Origin of the sequence: Aquibacillus halophilus (assembly GCF_009649745.1) — a bacterium.
In the GTDB taxonomy this organism is placed as follows: domain Bacteria; phylum Bacillota; class Bacilli; order Bacillales; family Amphibacillaceae; genus Aquibacillus; species Aquibacillus halophilus.
Map to the genome: position 1 here is coordinate 135,633 of NZ_WJNG01000006.1, position 21,466 is coordinate 157,098.

Here is a 21,466-nt window from a genome sequence, read left to right on the forward strand (position 1 = left end):
GCATAGATGAGACCCCACAGTGCGCAGCACGAGGAGGCTCAACAGCCGCCCGCGGAAAGCGTAGTGTATTTCCGAAGTGGTGTAAGTTACGCCGCAGTTTATGGAAATTGTGTCTTAGAAAACGGTATTATATTTTAATAGTTATTTTTCATTTGAAATCTAAACCAAAAAACCTTATAATAAATCTTGTATAACTACCATACTAGTATAACTAAAGTGTCAAACTGATTGTGATATATTTATTTGCTAGTTTTGAGGGTGGGGTGAAAGGGATAACTATAATAAACACAAGGATTAATGGATCAACAAGAGACTTTGTATATTACACATTAAGAAACCAAATAATTAATCTAAAGCTTGAGCCCGGTACGAAAATTTCAGAAAAAGAGGTATCCGAAAAGCTTAAGGTAAGTCGAACGCCAGTCCGGGAAGCCTTTCTTAAGTTGTCTCAGGAAGAATTATTAGGAGTCTATCCTCAAAGTGGGACAATTGTTACACTAATAGATTTATCGCTGGTTGAAGAGGGTAGATTCATAAGAGAAAATATCGAAAAGGCTGTTGTAAGGGAAGCTTGTCAGGTCTTTGACAAAAATCTATTATTCCAATTGGAAACGAATGTTAGATTCCAGGAATTATGTATTGAAAAAGATTCACATCATAAACTGTTTGAGCTTGATGATGAGTTCCACCGTATTTTGTTTGAAGGTTGTGGGAAAATACGAACATGGAACATGATTCGACAAATGAATAGTCACTTTGATAGATTACGGATGTTACGTTTGGTTGCAAATCAAGATTGGAATATTGTAGTTTCCCAGCATAAAGAAATATATAACTATGTTGCAAAGAAAAGTCTAGATCATGCAGAGCAAGCGATGACAAGTCATCTAAAATTGGTTAATCTAGAAAAAGAGGAATTAAAGAAACGCTATCCGGGATTCTTTGAATAAGGGCAATAGATAGTAGTTTTTTTTAAGTCAATTTGTAACCGTTGTCAAAAATAACTGTTAGTGTTTTTCTAGCAGAACTTTGACGAATATTAGAGGGGGATACATTCATGAATATAAATAGTGTAAACATTGTTGAAGATACTTTTTTGGAAAAAGGTTATTCCTGTTGGCTTCAATATAACAAAATAACCGATAGTAAGTTAATTGAAGAATATTTACCTTATTGTTTAAGTTTAAGTTTTACTGAAGATTCACCTATTGTGAGATCTGCTGTAGAGGAACTAGCTGATGGTGTCAAATCTATGCTAGATAAAGAGCCAACAATCTATAACTATTTTTCAAACGATGCTTCTATTATTCTAGGTACATACGAAAGCATTAACTTAAGTGACTATGAACTATCTTCGGATCTTTTTGAAAAATTAAATGACGAAAGCTACGTGCTTAAATCAGTCAACAAGGAAGGGAATAACAAGATCCTTTTGGTTGGCAAGTCTGATAAAGGTATATTGTACGGTGCGTATCATTTGCTACGTTTAATACAAACAAGAAAATCGGTAAATTCACTTGATCTAGTGGAGTCTCCAAGAAATCAGATTAGAATTATCAATCAATGGGATAATATGGATGGAAGTGTTGAACGCGGCTATTCAGGAAACTCCATTTTCTATGATAACAATCAATTTACTAATGACTTATATAGAATCAAAGATTATGCAAGACTGTTAGCGTCAGTTGGAATCAACGCTATTTCGATTAATAATGTTAATGTTTGGGAGATTGAAACGAATCTTATCACAAGTAAATTTTTACCTGAAGTTCAAAAAGTAGCAGACATATTCAGGTCATATGGTATTCAAACACTTTTAAGTATTAACTATGCAAGTCCGATTGAAATTGGCAACTTGACTACAGCTGATCCACTTGATGAAGGTGTGCAACAATGGTGGGCAGAGAAGGTAAAAGAAATCTACAGTTACATTCCAGACTTTGGTGGATTTGTTGTAAAAGCTGACTCAGAGCATCGTCCAGGTCCATTTTCATATGATCGTGATCATGCTGAAGGTGCTAATGTGCTAGCTAAAGCATTGCAGCCTTATAATGGTATCGTTGTTTGGAGATGTTTTGTCTACAACTGTTTACAGGATTGGCGTGACAGAACAACTGACCGAGCGCGAGCTGCTTATGACAATTTCAAACCATTAGATGGTAAGTTTCTTGATAATGTTATTTTACAGGTGAAAAATGGACCAATGGATTTCCAGGTTAAGGAGCCAGTTTCTCCATTGTTTGGTGCGATGGAAAAAACAAATCAGATGATGGAATTCCAAGTCGCTCAGGAATATACAGGTCAACAAAAAGACTTATGTTATCTAGTTCCACAGTGGAAAGAATACTTTGACTTTGATACTCATGCAAAGGGCGAAGGTTCAACGGTTAAAACCATTGTAGATGGCTCTATGTACAATTATCGTTATAGTGGTGTAGCGGCAGTTTCAAATATTGGTAATGATATCAATTGGACTGGTAATACACTTGCCCAAGCTAATTTCTACGGATACGGCCGCTTAATCTGGGATCCGGAATTGGGAGCAGAAGAAATAGCTGAGGAATGGGTTCAATCAACATTTGGTAATGATCCATTGGTAGTGGAAACTATTAAAGGAATGCTACTAGATTCATGGAATATCTATGAGAACTATACGGCTCCATTAGGTGTTGGTTGGATGATTAATCCAAGTCATCACTATGGACCAAATGTAGATGGGTATGAATACGATGTGTGGGGAACTTACCACTTTTCAGATCGAGACGGAGTCGGTGTTGATCGAACTGTAGAAACAGGTACAGGCTACACGAATCAGTATTTCTCACCTAATGCTGAGATCTATAATTCTCTTGAGAATTGTCCTGATGAATTTCTATTATTTTATCATCACGTTCCATATACCCACCAGCTTAAATCTGGTGAAACAGTTATCCAATATATTTACAATACCCACTTTAAAGGGGTAGAGCAGGTGAAAGATTTAATTGACAGATGGAACAAGTTAGATGGGAAAATAGACGACTATCGATTTAATAATGTTGCTGAAAGGCTGCAACTTCAATTAAAAAATGCTGTCGAATGGCGAGATAAGATTAATACGTACTATTTTAGAAAGTCCGGAATTTCGGATGATCAGAATAGAACAATCTATTAAAGCATGATTTAACAAAGGGGTTATCTATAGATGGCCCCTAGTTATCTGTTGTAGATCGTAAATGGATTGGGGGAAAATGATATGAGAATGGTATTTCGGTGGTTTGGTAATGGGAATGATCAAGTAAGTTTGAACCACATCAAACAAATCCCTGGTGTCGAAGGAATAGTTTGGTCCCTGCATGATATACCAGCGGGCGAGGAGTGGCCGTTAGAACGGATTGAGGAAGTGAAGCAACAAGCTGATGAACATGGATTTCATATTGATGTTGTAGAAAGTGTCAATGTTCATGAAGATATTAAACTAGGTTTGCCAGCGAGAGATAAATATATAGAAAACTACAAACGAACAATTGAAAAGTTAGCAAAAGCTGGTGCGAAGGTTATTTGTTATAATTTCATGCCTGTGTTTGATTGGACTCGTACAGAACTAGATAAACGATTAGAAGATGGTTCAACCGCTTTATTTTACGAGAAAGCCAAGGTTGAGAGTATGGATCCAATTGAGTTAGTAGAAAAAATTGCTGCTAACCAGGACTTTACCATGCCGGGTTGGGAACCAGAACGGTTAAAGTCGTTGAAACGATTATTTACTGCTTACAGTCAAGTAACGACAGAAAATTTATGGGATAATTTACAATATTTTTTAGAACAAATCATTCCTGTTGCTGAAGTGAATGATATTAAAATGGCTATTCATCCAGATGATCCGCCTTGGCCAATTTTTGGATTACCAAGATTGATTACATCACAGGATAACATTAGAAGATTACTAAAGCTTGTTGACAGTCCTTATAATGGTGTCACTCTCTGTAGTGGCTCTCTTGGTGCAAATCCAACAAATAATATTCCTGACATGGTAAGAGAATTTGCTGATAGAATTCCGTTTGCGCATATAAGAAATCTAAAGGTCTACCAAAACGGGGATTTTGTGGAAACCTCTCACAGGACCGAGGATGGAACAGTTGATATCTATGCTATTGTAAAGGCTTATCACGACAGTGGATTTGCCGGTTATGCACGTCCAGACCATGGCAGACATATATGGGACGAGAAATGTAGACCAGGGTATGGTTTGTATGACCGAGCACTAGGTATCATGTATTTATGGGGATTATGGGATTCTGTAGAAAGACAGTAGAAATCAATATTGATTCATTAATTTTTCCAGAAACCAAAAAGGAGGAACTATAGCATGTTAACTATTAATCCAGATTTAAAGGGTAAGGTGGCTGTTGTTACTGGAGGTGGTGGAGTTCTTTGTGGACAGATGTCAAAAGAGCTTGCTAGGCAAGGTATGAAGGTAGCTATTCTAAATCGAACCGAAGAAAAAGCAATTGTAGTAGCAAACGAAATTAAAAAAGCTGGTGGACATGCACTTGCTATTCAATGTGATGTTTTAGATAGAGAAAGTGTAAAAAACGCTGAAGAAATTGTTTTTCAAACATACGGACGATGTGATGTATTAGTTAATGGTGCTGGTGGAAACCATCCACAAGGTAGTACGTCGAATGAAACACTGAACTTGTCTGATATTGAAGATGAGGAAGTGAATTCATTTTTCGACTTAACAACGGAGGGGTTTAATTCCGTTTTAAATGTTAATTTTATCGGTACCCTCATACCAACACAAATTTTCACGAAACGAATGGTAGGAAATAGTGGTTCGGTTATAAATATTTCATCTATGAGTGCACCAAGTCCGATGACAAAGGTTCCTGCATATAGTGCTGCCAAGGCTGCTATTAATAACTTTACTCAGTGGTTAGCCGTACATATGGCAGAGTCGGGTGTACGTGTGAATGCAATTGCTCCAGGATTTTTCTTAACTGATCAAAATCGTTCTCTGCTTACTAATGAGGATGGTTCACCGAAGCCAAGAATGGAAAAAATAGTAGCACACACACCGATGAGAAGATTAGGAAGCCCTGAAGACCTATTAGGAACACTATTGTGGTTAGTGAATGATGATGCAAGTGGGTTTGTGACAGGAACTTGTATCCCAGTTGATGGAGGATTCATGGCTTATTCAGGAGTTTAAGTAAAGTTGTATTTTAAAAAGGCAGGTTATAAACCAATCACGTCGTATTCTTAGGTTTTTATTTACAACAAGTATTGGTGCTAAGAATCCATTATTTCTTTAAGAATGTGATGAAACATTCTACTATATTTTTGGTTGTCTAGAAGGTTATACATGTACGATTAAAAAGGAGAGGTGAATTCCAATGGTAGCTAAAGACGAGTATTTAATAGCTAAGAAACGAACGAATGATCTTTTTGAACAAGCCGGAATTGTTTTAACAAAACAAGAAAAAGAAGCAGTTGAAATTGCTGATTTTGGGCTTAATCAGTTGGAGTTACAAGGGTTGGAATTAATTACCTATATTAATAACGATTATTATTGTGCGAAGGAATTAGTTCTGTTTCCAAATCAAACATGCCCTGAACATAAACATCCTTCGATTGGTAGTTTAGAAGGTAAAACAGAGACGTTTCGGTGTCGATGGGGGAAAGTATGGTTGTATATAGAAGGAGAGCCAACAACAGATATAAAGGCAAAAGTTCCTTCAGGTAGTGACAAGTATTATACTGTGTTTCATGAAATTGAATTAAATCCTGGTGATCAGTTTACGATTCCTCCAAATACCTTACATTGGTTCCAATCTGGTCCTAGTGGTGCAATTGTTTCTGAATTTTCAACGACTAGTAGGGATGAGTATGATATTTTTACTGATCCAACTATTTTACGTGCGCCACAGATTCCGAACTAAAACAGAAGCCTATAAACAGTGACAGGAGGGTAGTAATGAAATCATTTTTAGATGTTGATTTTTTGCTAGAAACCGAAAACAGCTAAAGAATTGTATCATAAATATGCGAAAGACATGCCAATATTTGATTATCACTGTCACCTAACTGCAAAAGAAATTGCAGAAGATAAACGATTCAATTCGATCACAGAACTTTGGCTAGGTGATGATCATTACAAATGGAGAGTATTAAGGAGCAACGGTGTTCCAGAAGAATATATAACTGGTGCCAAAAGTGATGAAGAAAAATATATTAAATGGGCAGAAGCTGTACCGCATTTGATTGGAAATCCATTGTACCATTGGACACATTTAGAGTTACAACGATGTTTTGGAATTAATGAGGTATTGAGTCCTAAAACAGCAGAACAAATATGGGAAAAGTGTAATAGAGAAATACAATCAGAACAGTTTTCAGCACGGAATATTATTAAGCAATTTAATGTGAAAGCGTTATGTACAACAGATGATCCTGTTGACTTACTGGAATATCATCTACAACTAAAAGAAGATCCATCGTTTGATGTCAAAGTTCTGCCTACTTTCCGCCCTGATGGAGCATTAAATGTTCATCTGGAAACATTTACGGACTGGCTGGATAAATTAGCACACATTCATGGGGAAGAAATTACTACGTTCGCAGATTTCATGCATGCAATGGCAGGGCGAATAAACTATTTCCATGAAGTAGGTTGTCGACTATCGGATCACGGTCTTGATCAACCTTTTTATACTGTTTCAAGTGAACAAACGTGTGAAAAAATATTCGCCAAAGCACTGCGAAAAGAAACTTTAACAACAGAGGATGCGAAGCAATTTAAATCGTATTTATTAGTGTTTTTAGGAAAACAATATGCTAAAAAAGGGTGGTCAATGCAATATCATATTGGGGGATTGCGTAGTACCAATTCTCGTATGGTAGAAAAAGTTGGTCCAAATACAGGATTTGATTCAATTGCAGATTTCACCTATGCACAGGACTTATCAAGTTTGTTAAATGAGCTAGACAAAACAAATGAGCTGCCAAAAACGATTCTTTACAATTTAAATCCTCGTGATAATTATATGATTGCTACTATGATTGGGAATTTTCAGGCAGACGTACCTGGAAAAGTCCAGTTTGGAACTGCGTGGTGGTTCAATGATCACCGTGATGGGATGGAGGCACAGATCAAGACACTCGCTAACGTAGGGGTGTTATCCAGGTTTATTGGGATGCTAACAGATTCCAGAAGTCTGCTCTCTTATACACGGCACGAATATTTCAGAAGAATTCTATGTAATATCATTGGTAATTGGGTTGAAGATGGTGAATACCCAAAGGATATTGAATGGCTAGGAAGTGTTATTCAGGATATTTCTTTTAATAATGTTGAAAGTTATCTAGATGTTAAACTGTGACTAAAGGTAATTCAAACGAAAAATAGAAAATAGCGTAGAAGTTGTATTTTTTTGCAGTTGGAAAATGGTACCCAAACTTAATTTAATGCTCATTTTGTAAGTTTTTTAGTTCCTAATATTCGCAGTTGATGTAAATTGCGACGTAACTACTTGTTGATTTGCGCTCCGGGCAGTAGCTTTGCGCGGGCAACGCTTCAACTTCCTCGGAACAAAACCACTTCCTGCGGGATTTTCAGCCGTCGCTTTTCCCCCAGGAGTCGACTGCCCTCCGCTCCAATCACCATCCTATACGTAGTGTAGTTCAACATCTTAGAAAAGCTTTCTATTTAAGGGGAAAGTCCTCTTCACAAATGAACACTATTACCAGTGTAGGCAGAATGAATAGACTCCTAGTAAATACAAATCCTTTTTCTAAGTGCGATGTTGATTCGGGAAGATAATTCAGGTCCTGCGGTTATTCGTCGCATGAAAGCCGTTGTTGCTTGTTTAAATGTAGTACTCAAACAACGAACTATACCAACGGAGGAAATACCGGAGACTCCTGCGGGATGGAAAGGCATAGATGAGACCCCACAGTGCGTAGCACGAGGAGGCTCAACAGCCGCCCGCGGAAAGCGTAGTGTATTTCCGAAGTGGTGTAAGTTACGTCGCAGTTTATAGATAATCTGTCAAAAATAACAATCTTTTAGAAAACAGCCTAATTTAATAAAAAATACCTTAGCGGTAATAGTAACAACTTATAAAAACTATTAAAAAGATTGTAGTTCTCTATTGAACTACAATCTTTTTTTGCTGTTGAAAGGAAGTGTATCTTATGAAAACGCAAACAAATACATTCATTAATTGGCAAAAAAACTGTAAAAAGTTGTCATAACTATAGTTTTCAAAGTTTTATCTATACTTTTTGGGGTGACTATTATAACTAATAAGCGATATGATGAAAGTGCTTACATAAAAGAGAGGTAAAGGTGTAAGTGCTTACACTTAATAGGAGGTAAAAGTTCAAGTAAGACCAATCACAAAGTATGGAGAGGGGTAATTATGTTGTTTAAAAAGAATTATTTGCTTTTAGGTTTTGTATTAATGTTTTTACTATTTGTTGTAGCTTGTAGTGACGATGAATCAACCAGTAACACAGATGACAGTAACACAGAGTCTGAGTCTAGTAGTGATACTGATGGCGAGGGAGAAGTTGAACAACAAGAAGTAGTAACATTTGATTTCTTTGATGCTAGCGGTCCAGACACAGACATTAACACAAGTGAAACAACGCTCGGTAAACAATTCGAAGAGGCTACAGGTGTTAATTTTGACATCGAGCACATTGTAGGAGATGTTAACCAGAAGATTGGTACAATGATTGCTAGTGGTGATTACCCAGAACTATTAAATGCAGAGCAATCTACAGATGCTGTTATTGATGCAGGAGGATTTGTTCCTTTGAATGATCTTATTAAGGATCATGCACCAAACCTTTACAAAATGTACGAGCCATATTGGGAATTAATGAAACGTGATGATGAAAACATTTATATTATATCATCTGGTGCACCTAACGGGTATGCTAAACCAGTCACCCAAAACCAAGGGGCTTGGTGGATTAAGCGTTCTGTACTAAAAGAGCTTGGCTATCCACACCCTGAAACACTAGATGAATATTTTGATATTATTGAAACATACAAAGAAGATAATCCAACTATTGATGGAGCAGATACTATCGGGTTTACAGCGTTAACTTACGATTGGAGATTTTTCGCGCTTTCGAACCAACCAAACCACTTAGCTGGTTATCCAAACGATGGTGGTGTTTACGTTGACATGGACACTATGGATGCAACAATATATGCAGATAAAGAAATGACACACAGGTGGTTAGAAAAATTAAATGATGTAAACAACAAAGGTCTTTTTGATAGAGAAGCATTTACACAAAACTATGATGAGTACCTAGCTAAGATTACATCTGGTCGTTTGCTTGGATTCTTTGATTATGGTTGGCAGGTAGGACCGGCTTTTGATACGCTTGAAGCAGATGATGATATATACAATGATTACATGGCTTTCCCAGTAACATTTGAGAAAGATATCAAAGATCAATATTTAGATCCAGTTGCTTATGTTGCTTCTCCAGGAATGGGTATAACAACGGGTACATCTGAAGAAGATCAAATTAAAATTATTAAATATTTTGACCATCTCGCTAAAATTGAAACTCAAAAGTTAATTATGTGGGGTGTTGAAGGCGAACACTACGAAGTAGATGAAGATGGTCGTTATACCCGTACTATGGAGCAAATTGAATTAACTTCTGATCTAGAATACAGAGATTCATATGGTTTTAGCTATTTTGAATGGGGTTGGCCACGTATGAGCGGCAAATTCGATGATGGTAATGCCGTTGAACCACCTACACAACCTGAGGTAGCTACACTGATGTACACTGAAGGGGACCAAGAATTCCTAGATGCTTACGATATTACCACTTTCACTGAAAATTTTGCTGCGCCAGACGAAAGACCATGGTTCCCAGCTTGGGATACACCGATTGAAACTGGCTCTCCAGCTGCAATTTATGCTCAACAAATTAATGATTTGATGGTACGTGCATACCCTGCAATCATTAATGCTGAACCTAGTGAATTTGAATCTAAATGGGAAGAATACAAAGCTGAGGTAGCAGAACTTCCTTATGAAGCTTATGAAGAAACGATAACTGAATCTGTTAAGAATAAAGCAGCAAAGTTGTCAGGTAATTAAGAAGTAAAGATGGAAGGCTGAACTATCCTTTACAGGAAGTTCAGCCTTCTTATTAATTATTTTAAGGTTGAAGTCGATTATAGGGTCAAGAATTTGTTGAAAATTATTGAAATATATTCTCTTTTCGTAGGTTTTTGTTGCCTTCTAAAATTAATCCAACAAATTTTTTGATTGGATTTGCTTTATGCCACTCTTTTTGAATCGAGTACCTACTACTATAATAAGCCAGTCTAGTATATTCAGTGATTTTAAAGTTTCAGTGAGAAAAACTTAGGAGTGAGTGTATATGATAAACATAGCGATTATTGGTACGGGTGCAATTGTGTCTTCCCACATTAAAAGTTATTTAGAGTTCCAAGATAAATGTAAGATTGTGGCTTTATGTGATTTATTTGAAGATAAAGCGGAACATTTGGCAATTGAATTTAACCTTTCTGTAGATATTTATAGTAATTACAAAGAGTTGTTGGAAAGGTCAGATATTGACTTAGTTTCAGTTTGTACCCCTCCATATACACATGCGGATATATCAATCGACTTTTTAAATGCGGGTAAACATGTTTTGGTTGAAAAACCTATGGCTTCTTCTTTAGCTGAGTGTGATGCGATGAATCAAGCCGCATCGAACAATAACAAACTCCTCTCAGTTATAGCGCAGAATCGTTTTACCACCCCGATGATGAAGTTAAAGCATGTACTAGATACAAAATTAATGGGGCCAATTGTACATACACAAGTTGATTCTTTTTGGTGGCGAGGCCACAGTTATTATGATCTTTGGTGGAGAGGTACATGGGAAAAAGAAGGTGGTGGATGTACGTTAAACCATGCAGTACACCATATCGATATTTTTCAATGGATGAACGGTATGCCGGCTGAAATAACGGCTGTTACAAGTAACACATCTCATGATAACGCCGAAGTTGAGGATTTATCAGTAGCGATAGCAAAGTATGAAAATGGTAGCATAGCTCAAATTACAAGTTCTGTAGTACACCATGGTGAAGAACAACAGCTGATTTTTCAAGGTAAGAAAGCGCGTGTGTCTGCACCTTGGAAGCTTAAAGCATCAACTTCACAAGAAAATGGTTTTCCGATTGAGGATTTAGAGCTAGAAGAAAAAATTCAACACGTTTATAACCAAATACCAGACCTAAAATATGAGGGACATGTAGGACAAATAAATGATATATTATCTGCCATTGAAGACAATAGAGATGTCTTAATTGATGGTAAACAAGGAAGACAAACACTTGAATTAATCACAGCTATATATGAATCTTCAAGTCTAGGCAAAACAGTTAAGCTACCATTGAGTGAGGACAGTCCTTTTTATACAAGAGAAGGTGTAATGAAAGGTGCTACCTATTTCTATGAAAAGAAAAATTCAGTTGCGAATTTTACTAATAACACAATTACAACTGGTGGGAAGTACGAGTAATTAAGTGATGAGTACTGAATGGTTAATAGGATTGAATTAAAAAAATAAAATTTTAAGCAAGTGAAAGGGGTTTAGGTTAGGTGGATAACAAAGATGGTATGAATTATGCGCCAAAAGGAAAAAACAATAATGTGGTCAAAAAGGGAGAATTTCCTTTTGCTGTTATAGGTCTGGATCATGGACACATTTACGGCATGTGCAACGGATTAATCGAAGCAGGAGGCGAATTAATTTCTGTTTATGACCCTGATCCCAACAAAGTGGAAGGATTTTGTGGAAAATTTCCTACAGTCCACGTAGCTTCGTCGGAAGAGGAAATATTAAATAATCCAACTATCAAGCTAGTAGCAAGTGCAAATATTCCGTGCGATCGAGGTCCTTTAGGTTTAAGAGTTTTGGATCATGGAAAGCATTATTTCACAGATAAGCCTGCATTCACTAAAATAGAACAAATAGAAAAAGCTAAACGTAAGACAGTTGAAACCGGTCTTAAATGGGGCATTTACTATAGTGAGCGTTTACATGTAGAGAGTGCAATTTTTGCTGGTCAACTAATTGACGAAGGTGCAATTGGTAGAGTGGTACAAGTGATTGGTACTGGTCCGCACCGAGCCAATGTACAAAATAGACCCGATTGGTTTTTTGAGCCCGATTCATATGGAGGAATACTTTGCGATATAGGCAGTCACCAAATTGAGCAATTTCTTCATTATACTGGTGCTAAAGATGCAAAAGTGTTACATAGTAAAGTTGCCAACTATAAATATAAGCAATACCCTAAATTTGAGGACTATGGTGATGCTACACTTGTTGCAGATAATGGCGCCACTTTTTATTTCCGAGTGGATTGGTTTACTCCAGATGGGCTTAGTACTTGGGGAGATGGAAGGGCATTAATCTTAGGGACTGATGGCTATATTGAAGTGAGAAAATATGTTGATATCGGACGTGATGCATCCTCCAACCATCTCTATTTAGTTAACCATCAAGGGGAAAAACACTTTGAACTATCTGGTAAAGTTGGATTCCCGTTTTTTGGTGATTTTATTTTGGATTGTTTAAATGGAACGGAAAATGCTATGACTCAAGAGCATGCGTTTAAAGCTGCGTCATTATGTATTGAAGCACAGGAGCAAGCAATTAATGTAGAATCAGCTAACATAACAGTTTAACAAGTATGTTAAACAACAACAATCGACACTTCTCATCTAAGAGAAGTGTCGATTGTTCAATGAATCATATCTACTTCTAAAAAATTTTCAATTGTAAATGCTGCTACACCAAGTGCAGGAGAGTGTGTTGTTAATTTAGAAAAATCAATAGCTAAATCATTTTGGTGAAATTTTAGCGCATATCTATAAATTCTGTCTGTGATTGAGGTTTTAAGCCAATTTTCAGAAGCGGCAATTCTATTACCGATAATGACTTGGTCTGGGTTAAACGTGTTAACAATCGTAGTGATACCAACACCAAGGTAGTCACCAATCTCATTGAATAGCTGTCTGGTCACTTCGTCATCTTCAGCAAGGATGTTTAATTTATCAAGTGTAAGTTCCCCGCCATCAGGAGGACTAATGTTCAAATGCTTCGCTCTTCTCAGTAGTGCTTGTTCGGAGGCATATAATTCCCAGCACCCATTGTTGCCACACCGACAATTCAATCCATTGACTTCAATTGTCATGTGCCCCAATTCACCAGAGTACCCATGACTACCTTTATATAATTTCCCGTTTAAAATTAGCCCTACACCAATTCCTACACCAACACTGATGTAGATGATATCTTCAAAGGCTTGCCCGACACCAAATTTTTTTTCACCATATGCACCTGCATTCGCTTCATTTTCAATAACAACAGGTAGGTTATATTTTTCTGTAATTACTTTCTTTAATTGAATTCGCTTCCATTTTAAATTAGGGGCAAGTAGGATTTCGCCTTCGTGACTTACAATTCCGGGAACCCCAATGCCAATTCCAATCACACCATTCGGGCTAGACGGAGCAGACGAAATTAATAGGTCAATGATACTATATAATTCATTAACAATTTCCTCATAGGATAAACCTTCATAAATAACTTTTCTCTCATTAATAATATTTCCGCTAAGATCGGTAAGAATACCAAGTAAGTAATTAACTCCTAAATCAATGCCGATTGAATAGCCGGCTATCTGATTGAAAAGTAGCATAACTGGTCTTCTGCCACCACTCGATTCTCCGGGACCAGATTCTTGAATCAATTGTTCTGCAATTAATTCACTGACTAAAGATGAAACGGTGCCTTTATTTAAACCGGTCATTTGGGCGACATCTGCTCTTGAAATAGGAGCGTTATCTTTTATTGTTTTTAGTACTAGTGTTTTGTTTTCTTTTTTTACAACATGCTGATTCCAAGTTTGGGTCATTTGATCAACTCGCTCCCGTAATTTACACTAATTTTCTGTATAATTTATTTTATCATAAACTTAGTTTATCCACTAGACAAACTTCTGAGTCGTTGTTATAATAAATTTATAGCAAGTGGTTACACAATATTATATTTTAATGGAGGAATTTTTTTATGGCGTACTTTGAAAACGTTAACAAGATTAAGTTCGAAGGTGCAAAGTCTACGAATCCTTTTGCATTTAAATTTTACAACCCTGAAGAAGTGATTAACGGGAAAACAATGGAAGAATACTTACGTTATGGTGTAGCATACTGGCATACATTTACTGCTGACCTTTCAGACCCGTTTGGTGCAGGTACAGCAATCCGTAATTGGGACAAGTTCAGTGAAATGGATCAAGCAAAGGCTCGTGTTGAAGGCGCATTCGAATTTTTCGAAAAGTTAGGCGTACCTTACTTCTGTTTCCATGATGTGGATATTGCACCTGAAGGAAATTCTTTAGCAGAATCAAATAAAAACCAAGATATCATTGTTTCAATGATTAAAGACTACATGAAAGACAGCAAAGTAAAATTACTTTGGAACACTGCGAACAATTTTACAAACCCACGTTTTGTTCATGGTGCTGCTTCTTCTAACAATGCTGACGTATTTGCTTATTCAGCTGCAAAAGTTAAAAAGCAATTAGAAATTGGTAAAGAACTAGGCGGAGAAAACTATGTATTCTGGGGTGGCCGTGAAGGTTACGAATCACTTTTAAACACTGATCTTAAATTAGAGCAAGATAACCTTGCGCGTTTCTTCCACATGGCAAAAGACTATGCGAAGGAAATTGGCTTTGGAGCACAATTCTTAATTGAGCCAAAACCAAAAGAGCCTACAACACACCAATATGACTTTGATGTTGCTACAGGTATCGGGTTCTTACGCACATATGGCTTAGAAGATACTTTCAAATTTAACATTGAAGCAAACCACGCTACATTGGCTGGACATACTTTTGAGCATGAATTACGCACAGCTAGAATAAATGGTATGTTAGGATCTGTAGATGCTAACCAAGGTGATCCATTACTTGGATGGGATACAGATGAATTCCCAACTGATCTATGGTCGACAACATTAGCTATGTATGAAATCATCAAAAACGGTGGTTTAGGTACTGGTGGATTAAACTTCGACGCAAAAGTAAGAAGAGGATCTTTCGAACAAGACGATTTATTCCTTTCTCACATTGCTGGTATGGATGCATTTGCTGTTGGTTACAAAGTTGCTAACAAGTTAATTGAAGATAAAGCATTAGATAGCTTTATAGAAGAGCGCTATTCAAGTTACACATCTGGAATTGGTAAAGACATCGTTGATGGAAATACTAACTTCAAGAAACTTGAAGACCATGCACTTGGTTTAAATGAAATCACGAATAAATCAGGTCGTGTAGAAAGCATTAAAGCAACAATTAACCAATATCTTTTAACTGCTTTTGCAGATAATAAGTAATAACAAAGTAACCATTTTACTTACACAAAATGAATTTTAAGTCTTTGGTAAGAAAAACGGTTTAGCTAAGCAAACAGCGTTATGTCTCGTTGTTCATGTAAATACCCCCACTTAACAACGTAAGTGGGGGTATTGAACGTTAATAGAGATATGCCATATAAAATTATGGTAAAACTATGAAAGAGGTGCTTTGATGAAATATGTAATTGGAGTAGATCTTGGAACAAGTGCGGTGAAACTTTTACTTGTTAATCAAGAAGGAAAAGTGGCACATGAAGTTTCTAAATCGTATCCATTAATTCAGGAAAAGACAGGTTATAGTGAACAAGATCCTGAGGAATGGGTAAAGCAAACCACTGCTGGTCTTGCTGAATTAATTAGCACATTCGATGGCGATGTAACAGACATTGAGGGAATGAGCTTTTCTGGCCAAATGCATGGTTTAGTACTGCTTGATGAGAATAACCAGGTACTTCGTAATGCCATTTTATGGAACGATACACGTACAACTGAACAGTGCCAAGAAATCTACGAAAAGGTAGGTAAAGAGAAATTCATCTCGATTACTAAAAACTTGGCATTAGAAGGATTTACATTACCTAAGATACTATGGGTAAAGGAAAATGAACCAAACCTATACGGAAAAGTTAAGACGTTTGTACTTCCTAAAGACTACTTACGTTTCCGTATTACTGATGAATTGCAAATGGAATATTCAGACGCAGCGGGAACAAGTCTACTTGATGTTAGCTCAAAGCAATGGAGTAAGGAAATATGTGATCTTCTAGATCTGGATATTTCTATTTGTCCACCGTTAGTAAATTCCCATGATAATGTTGGTAAGATAACTGCTGATTTTGCTAACCAAACAGGACTTGCAGCAACAACGGATGTGTTTGCTGGTGGAGCAGATAACGCATGTGGTGCTATTGGTTCTGGAATTCTTTCTCCTGGAAAGACATTTGCAAGCATCGGAACTTCAGGGGTTGTTTTATCTTATGAAGAGACTGGTGACAAAGACTATGAAGGAAAAGTTCACTACTTCAATCATAGTGCACCTAATGCCTATTATACAATGGGTGTAACTTTGTCGGCTGGACATAGTTTAAATTGGTTTAAAAATACATTTGCTGAAAATGAAGACTTCGATACATTATTAAAAGAAGTTGGTACCGTTCCAGTTGGATCTAACGGATTATTATTTACTCCATATCTAGTTGGTGAAAGAACGCCGCATGCTGATGCAACAATCCGTGCCAGCTTTATTGGTATGGATAGCTCACATAAAAGAAAAGACTTCGCGCGTTCTGTATTAGAAGGAATTACATTCTCGTTGAATGAATCGATTGCAATCTTCAGAGAAAATGGTAAAACCATTGATACAGTATATTCTATCGGTGGTGGAGCAAAAAATGAAAATTGGTTACAAATGCAAGCAGATATTTTTGATGCTAAAATTGTAAAGCTTACAAGTGAACAAGGTCCTGGTATGGGTGCAGCGATGCTAGCTGCATTTGGTTCAGGATGGTTTTCTTCTCTTGAGGAATGTGCAGATTCATTCCTGGAAGAAGCGGAAGCATACGAACCTATTCCGGAAAATGTAGATACGTATCAAAAACTGTTTAAAGTATATAAAGATGTTTATGCTCAAACGTCTAGCTTAAATAAACAATTAATGGAGTTCCGTAACTAAGATAACTGAGTTTAATATGCGGATTAACTGCGAAGAAAAAGAAAGTGAGTGTTGCTGGTTTCCTACTCCCTTTCTCTTCGTAGTCAATCCTTTTATAGTATGAACATGTAAGGGTTTTCAGGTTTTGCATCGACTGATTTGATACATAAATTAAATTAATTTGGTTGTGCTAATAGATACATTACGATAAAGGGGAGAAATGCATGACAACAAACAATGCTGCTTTTTATACTAAACAACATAGAAACTTACTAAAGGAATATGGATACTCAGAGGAAGAAATAGTGACCCGAGTGGAAGATACTTGGAATAAACTGTTTACAGATAAAAACCCTGAAACACAAATTTACTTTACAGTTGGTGGCGATGAGGGGTATATGCTAGATACTGGTAATATCGATGTCCGTACGGAGGGCATGTCCTATGGGATGATGATGGCTGTTCAGATGGATAACAAAGATATTTTTGATCGACTTTGGAAATGGACATACAAAAACATGTATATGACAGAAGGAGAAAATGCAGGTTATTTTGCATGGTCATGCAGCCCTGATGGATCAAAGAATGCATATGGACCAGCTCCCGATGGAGAAGAGTATTTCGCATTAGCATTGTTCTTTGCTTCACACAGATGGGGAGATGGTATTGAACCTTTCAATTATAGTCAACAAGCAAAAGATTTATTGCGTACATGTATCCACAAAGGAGAAAATAATGATGGATATCCGATGTGGAATCCCGACAATAAATTAATAAAATTTGTACCGAGCGTCGAGTTTTCTGACCCGTCTTATCATTTACCGCATTTCTATGAACTGTTTGCTTTATGGTCTTATCCGGAGGATCAACGGTTTTGGAAGGAAGCTGCTGATGCAAGTAGAAGTTATTTGAAATTGTCTTGTCACCCTGAGACGGGATTAGCACCAGAATACGCTTTTTATGATGGAACTCCAAATAATGTACGAGGGTTTGGGCAGTTCTTTAGTGATTCTTATCGCGTAGCGTGTAACATCGGTTTAGACTATGAATGGTTTCAAGATAAAGAGTGTCCAACAGACATAGTTGACAGGATACAAGCTTTTTTTGTGAATAAAGACCCAGAAGATTATCGCCGTTATACGGTCGCAGGTGAACCGTTTGAAGAGAAATCATTACATCCTGTTGGGCTTCTCGCTTCCAACGCAATGGGATCACTCGCAACATCAGGTGCAAATGCAGAAAAATGTGTCGATTTATTTTGGAATACGCCACTTCGTACTGGTGATCGACGATACTATGATAATTGCCTTTACTTCTTTAGTTTACTTTCATTAAGTGGTAATTTTAAAATCTGGATGCCTTAAAGTGAAGGATTTATGGGAGGTACTTTAATGACTCTACTCATTAGGTATCTTCCAGTTTTTATATAGGAATCAAATATACTGTATTAGTATACTAATCCTTTCATTCAATTTAAAATTATTAAATAGGATACATGCTTTTCCCCTATCATGAGAAGCTTGTATCATAGAATTCAACAAGAAAAGAGGTACAACTATGGCAAAATCTAATGGTTCTGGTGGTGGATTATATCGGATTCTAGAGTGGATCATGTGGATCGCGTATATTAATTTACTATGGGTTGGTTTTTCGTTACTTGGACTAATAGTTTTAGGTGTTTTTCCTGCAACCGTTGCTGGATTTACAGTTATTCGTGGGTTGTTAATGAAAAATACAGATACGCCAATCATCAAAACATTTTTTCGTACGTATAAAAATGAATTTTTTAAATCCAATGCAATTGGATTTATCTTTGTTGTAGTTGGTTATATTTTATATCTTGATTTTGTGTTTATAGGTAATATTAATGGGCTATTATTCTATGTCCTTCAAATTGGATTAGTTTTTGTCAGTTTGGTTTACTTAATTGCATTATTGTATATCATGCCAGTCTATGTTCATTTTGACTTGAACTTTACTAGGTACTTTAAACAAGCTATTCAAATTGGGATTTTTAGCCCACTCATGACGATTGCAATGGTTCTCGGATTATTTATTGTTTATTTCTTAATAACGTTAATACCAGGTTTAATTCCGTTATTTGCCTTTGGGGCGAGTGCATTCGTCATTATGGCATGTGGATTGTTTGCGTTCCATAGACTTGAAAACAAACAAAGGTTACTGAATGAACCAAAAGAAAAAAAAGAATAAACGTCTAAGTTAAAAAACTACTTACAATGGATTGGTGCAATAGGCAGATAAGAATTTTAGTGAAATGGAATTTCGCAAGGGTAGACTTTAACAAAAATACTACATCCGAATCGTTAGATATATAATGTGGATTCTAACTGTCGTATTCCACGACTATTTTAGAGTGCTTTATTCAGGTGGAATTGAGTTGTTACCAGCGTTCCCCAACGAACTAGATTTTGGCAGTATTTCTGGTTTGTTAGCTCGTGGACAGATTGAAGTTAACCAATTAAACTGGGATTATAAAGTGAAAATTAATCAGGTTTAGACTGATTTCGAAACTAAATCAAAAGTAAAACTTACTATTTTGCAGGGTCGAAGGTCAGTCGTAAAGATAATTAACTTAACGAACAAATACAACTTGACCACAATCAATATACTAGAAATGGATTTTATAAATATCAACTAACAGTCCTAGAGAACACCTTGAAAAATAATAATGTAAGCATAAGACTATCAAGCTAAAACAAGGTCTCTTTTAAACTAACACTAGCATCAAAGAAAAGGAGGAGGTTCGCATTGATCAACAAAGTGTTTTTAGTCGACGATGATCGTTTTGTACGTAAAGGACTAAAAAGTATAATTGATTGGGAAAGTTGTGGTTATGAAGTTTGTGCAGAGGCTGATAACGGAGAAGATGCCTTAGAGTATATTAAACATCATACCCCTGATTTAGTAGTTACTGATATACGAATGCCAGTGCTAGATGGTCTCCAATTGATAAAAGAAGTTTCTGAATCGTTGAACCCTAAGCCTAGTTTTATCATTATTAGTGGGTATAGTGATTTCAAATATGCTCAACAGGCGGTTAAATATGGTGTGCATGATTTTATTCTAAAACCAGTTGATAAGGAAGAATTTGAGAAAACATTGCAAATACTCTCAGAAAAGTTAAAAAGAGAAAAGATAATGACAAGGGCGAGAGAAAACATGATAGCTACTTCGACCCTTGAAAATATTCTAACTGGTAAACAGGAAGAGCCCCTCGAACATAATTTTTTAAAGAGATTAAATGTATCCTATGGTGGTCCACTCACTTATTTAATTATTGAAGTTAATAAAATGATTGTAGATGTATCTAAGTTACAGGACATGATTATGCGTAAGACAACTACTGAAGAAGAGAATGAATCTTTATTAATTCGTGATCATGGACAAGGTAGCTTTGGGTTACTCGTTTCTGATCGAAAAGAATTAGTATATAGTGAAGACATTGAACTCTTTGCCGAAGACCTTCAGAAAAGGATGGAAAGACAATTAGATAAAGAGGTCTCGGTCTTTGTTGGGAAAACGGTTAATGCTCCAAGTGAAATAAAAGAGTCTTATGAAACAGCAAAACTTGCTGCACAGTTTAAATATGTGAAATCAGATAAAAGACCAATCTTTTATCAAGATGTAGAAAACGAGTCAATCAACTACATTGAACTTGATCAGAAGACACACAATTTGTTAATGGAACAAATAGAAGAGTATAATTCAACTACCATATTACAAACAATTGATGAGATAATTAACGAGTTTAAAACAAAAGAATTTGCAAGAGATGCTGTGAAGACTTCTATAAACCGTTTTGTTCATGAGATAGTTAAAACAATAAAAACATTAGAGGGTAACGAACAGGATCTCTCTACGCTACCATCGATGCTTCATTGGAGCGATCATCCGTACACATTGGAACAAATAAAGGATATGTTTAGTGAATTTATAATTGAGGCATCTAAACTAATTTCTCAGTTGAATAAAGACAACGTCAAAGGTAATATCCATAAGATTAAAAGGTATATTGATACGAATTACAAAAAGAACCTGACTTTAAAGCAGATTGCCAACCACTTTTATATGAATCCTGTTTATATGGGCCAACTGTTTAAAAAAACGTATGGTGTCTATTTTAAAGACTACTTCTTACAAGTTCGTATCAATGAAGCGAAAAAAATGTTGCGACAGACTGATTTAAGGATATATGAAATAGCAGAAAATGTTGGGTTTAGTAATCCCGATTATTTCGTCACACAGTTCGAAAAAACAGTTGGAGCTACACCAACTAAATATCGTAACAAAGTTACCGATAAATTCTTGTGAAGATGGCGATAA

The 21,466-nt window shown here is 36.3% G+C and carries 16 protein-coding genes and 1 pseudogene; 16 read left to right on the forward strand and 1 reads right to left on the reverse strand.

The window, feature by feature from the left end; genetic code table 11:
- The first annotated feature begins 233 nt into the window (after positions 1–233).
- The 10 genes and pseudogenes from GH741_RS08770 to GH741_RS08815 all read left to right on the forward strand — a co-directional run bounded on the left by GH741_RS08770 (position 234) and on the right by GH741_RS08815 (position 12,734).
- On the forward strand, positions 234–950 hold the full coding sequence (locus GH741_RS08770; RefSeq protein WP_420809392.1) for a GntR family transcriptional regulator: 717 nt from the start codon (positions 234–236) through the stop codon (positions 948–950).
- A gap of 107 nt (positions 951–1,057) precedes the next feature.
- Positions 1,058–3,154 carry an alpha-glucuronidase family glycosyl hydrolase gene (locus GH741_RS08775; RefSeq protein WP_153736422.1) on the forward strand — a complete coding sequence of 699 codons (2,097 nt, stop codon included), beginning with the start codon at positions 1,058–1,060 and terminating at the stop codon, positions 3,152–3,154.
- Between the two features lie 81 nt (positions 3,155–3,235).
- Positions 3,236–4,294: a mannonate dehydratase gene (uxuA, locus tag GH741_RS08780; protein ID WP_153736423.1), complete on the forward strand. Its 1,059-nt coding sequence runs from the start codon at positions 3,236–3,238 to the stop codon at positions 4,292–4,294.
- A 54-nt stretch (positions 4,295–4,348) separates the two neighbouring features.
- Positions 4,349–5,194, forward strand: a complete 846-nt coding sequence (locus GH741_RS08785) for an SDR family oxidoreductase (RefSeq protein ID WP_153736424.1) — start codon at positions 4,349–4,351, stop codon at positions 5,192–5,194.
- A gap of 184 nt (positions 5,195–5,378) precedes the next feature.
- A complete protein-coding gene (locus tag GH741_RS08790; RefSeq protein ID WP_153736425.1) occupies positions 5,379–5,924 on the forward strand; it encodes a D-lyxose/D-mannose family sugar isomerase in 546 nt (181 codons plus the stop codon).
- Positions 5,925–5,959: 35 nt separating this feature from the next.
- Positions 5,960–7,364 (forward strand): annotated as a pseudogene (uxaC, locus tag GH741_RS08795) (glucuronate isomerase).
- A 420-nt stretch (positions 7,365–7,784) separates the two neighbouring features.
- Positions 7,785–8,024, forward strand: coding sequence for a hypothetical protein (locus tag GH741_RS08800; RefSeq protein WP_153736426.1), 240 nt, complete (start codon positions 7,785–7,787; stop codon positions 8,022–8,024).
- Between the two features lie 381 nt (positions 8,025–8,405).
- Positions 8,406–10,121 carry a type 2 periplasmic-binding domain-containing protein gene (locus tag GH741_RS08805; RefSeq protein WP_153736427.1) on the forward strand — a complete coding sequence of 572 codons (1,716 nt, stop codon included), beginning with the start codon at positions 8,406–8,408 and terminating at the stop codon, positions 10,119–10,121.
- A gap of 286 nt (positions 10,122–10,407) precedes the next feature.
- Positions 10,408–11,562, forward strand: a complete 1,155-nt coding sequence (locus tag GH741_RS08810; protein WP_153736428.1) for a Gfo/Idh/MocA family protein — start codon at positions 10,408–10,410, stop codon at positions 11,560–11,562.
- Between the two features lie 80 nt (positions 11,563–11,642).
- Positions 11,643–12,734 (forward strand): Gfo/Idh/MocA family protein, encoded by a 1,092-nt coding sequence (locus tag GH741_RS08815; RefSeq protein WP_338079317.1) that lies wholly within the window; start codon positions 11,643–11,645, stop codon positions 12,732–12,734.
- A gap of 56 nt (positions 12,735–12,790) precedes the next feature.
- On the opposite strand, the gene GH741_RS08820 is transcribed toward GH741_RS08815, so the two are convergent.
- Positions 12,791–13,966 (reverse strand): ROK family transcriptional regulator, encoded by a 1,176-nt coding sequence (locus GH741_RS08820; protein WP_153736429.1) that lies wholly within the window; start codon positions 13,964–13,966, stop codon positions 12,791–12,793.
- A gap of 155 nt (positions 13,967–14,121) precedes the next feature.
- Between GH741_RS08820 and xylA the strand changes: the two genes are divergently transcribed.
- The 6 genes from xylA to GH741_RS08845 all read left to right on the forward strand — a co-directional run bounded on the left by xylA (position 14,122) and on the right by GH741_RS08845 (position 21,454).
- Positions 14,122–15,450 (forward strand): xylose isomerase, encoded by a 1,329-nt coding sequence (gene xylA, locus GH741_RS08825; protein ID WP_153736430.1) that lies wholly within the window; start codon positions 14,122–14,124, stop codon positions 15,448–15,450.
- A gap of 193 nt (positions 15,451–15,643) precedes the next feature.
- Complete coding sequence (gene xylB, locus GH741_RS08830) at positions 15,644–17,143, forward strand: xylulokinase (RefSeq protein WP_153736431.1); 1,500 nt, start codon at positions 15,644–15,646, stop codon at positions 17,141–17,143.
- A gap of 203 nt (positions 17,144–17,346) precedes the next feature.
- Positions 17,347–18,486, forward strand: coding sequence for a family 8 glycosyl hydrolase (locus GH741_RS08835; RefSeq protein WP_153736432.1), 1,140 nt, complete (start codon positions 17,347–17,349; stop codon positions 18,484–18,486).
- Between the two features lie 193 nt (positions 18,487–18,679).
- Complete coding sequence (locus GH741_RS08840; protein ID WP_153736433.1) at positions 18,680–19,333, forward strand: YesL family protein; 654 nt, start codon at positions 18,680–18,682, stop codon at positions 19,331–19,333.
- A gap of 187 nt (positions 19,334–19,520) precedes the next feature.
- Positions 19,521–19,640, forward strand: coding sequence for a glycoside hydrolase family 95-like protein (locus GH741_RS22280; RefSeq protein ID WP_338079318.1), 120 nt, complete (start codon positions 19,521–19,523; stop codon positions 19,638–19,640).
- Positions 19,641–19,891: 251 nt separating this feature from the next.
- Positions 19,892–21,454 (forward strand): response regulator transcription factor, encoded by a 1,563-nt coding sequence (locus GH741_RS08845; RefSeq protein WP_153736434.1) that lies wholly within the window; start codon positions 19,892–19,894, stop codon positions 21,452–21,454.
- Positions 21,455–21,466 lie beyond the last annotated feature (12 nt).

What these genes read in the sequence shown, in the direction of transcription:
- GH741_RS08805 (WP_153736427.1), top strand. Translation starts at nt 8,406, where the DNA reads ATGTTGTTTAAAAAGAATTATTTGCTTTTAGGTTTTGTATTAATGTTT.
- GH741_RS08820 (WP_153736429.1), bottom strand. Translation starts at nt 13,966, where the DNA reads ATGACCCAAACTTGGAATCAGCATGTTGTAAAAAAAGAAAACAAAACA.
- GH741_RS08800 (WP_153736426.1), top strand. Translation starts at nt 7,785, where the DNA reads ATGTTGATTCGGGAAGATAATTCAGGTCCTGCGGTTATTCGTCGCATG.
- GH741_RS08810 (WP_153736428.1), top strand. Translation starts at nt 10,408, where the DNA reads ATGATAAACATAGCGATTATTGGTACGGGTGCAATTGTGTCTTCCCAC.
- xylA (WP_153736430.1), top strand. Translation starts at nt 14,122, where the DNA reads ATGGCGTACTTTGAAAACGTTAACAAGATTAAGTTCGAAGGTGCAAAG.
- GH741_RS08840 (WP_153736433.1), top strand. Translation starts at nt 18,680, where the DNA reads ATGGCAAAATCTAATGGTTCTGGTGGTGGATTATATCGGATTCTAGAG.
- uxuA (WP_153736423.1), top strand. Translation starts at nt 3,236, where the DNA reads ATGAGAATGGTATTTCGGTGGTTTGGTAATGGGAATGATCAAGTAAGT.
- xylB (WP_153736431.1), top strand. Translation starts at nt 15,644, where the DNA reads ATGAAATATGTAATTGGAGTAGATCTTGGAACAAGTGCGGTGAAACTT.
- GH741_RS08790 (WP_153736425.1), top strand. Translation starts at nt 5,379, where the DNA reads ATGGTAGCTAAAGACGAGTATTTAATAGCTAAGAAACGAACGAATGAT.
- GH741_RS08775 (WP_153736422.1), top strand. Translation starts at nt 1,058, where the DNA reads ATGAATATAAATAGTGTAAACATTGTTGAAGATACTTTTTTGGAAAAA.
- GH741_RS08835 (WP_153736432.1), top strand. Translation starts at nt 17,347, where the DNA reads ATGACAACAAACAATGCTGCTTTTTATACTAAACAACATAGAAACTTA.
- GH741_RS08785 (WP_153736424.1), top strand. Translation starts at nt 4,349, where the DNA reads ATGTTAACTATTAATCCAGATTTAAAGGGTAAGGTGGCTGTTGTTACT.